The sequence below is a fragment of the Streptomyces sp. SM1 genome (assembly GCF_002910825.1).
GTDB classification, from domain to species: domain Bacteria; phylum Actinomycetota; class Actinomycetes; order Streptomycetales; family Streptomycetaceae; genus Streptomyces; species Streptomyces okerensis.
Genome location: NZ_NEUB01000089.1, coordinates 1 through 311 on the forward strand (window position 1 = coordinate 1; position 311 = coordinate 311).

Consider the following 311-nt stretch of genomic DNA (forward strand, 5'->3'; position numbering starts at 1 on the left):
CAGCGCCGACCCGCGCGAGGACGCGCTCGCCGCGGGCGAGGAGTGGGGGCGCGTGCTGACCACCGGGCAGGAGCCGTCCGCGGACCCGCGGGAGGCGCGCGAACGCGTGCTGGACCTCCTCGGGGAGATCGGCTTCGCTCCCGACGCGGACCCCGAGTCGCGCCGGGCGCGGCTGCCGCGCTGCCCCTTCGTCGAGACGGCCCGCGAGTACCCCGGTGTCATCTGCGGCGTCCACGAGGGGCTGGCCCGGGCCGCCCTCGCCGCCCTGGGCGAGACACACCAGGAGATCGAACTCCTGCCCTTCGCCGAAC

General features: G+C 77.2%; 1 pseudogene. It reads left to right on the forward strand.

Annotated features, from left to right (window positions below):
• Positions 1-311, forward strand: a pseudogene (locus B9S61_RS40560) (ArsR family transcriptional regulator); the annotation flags it as partial.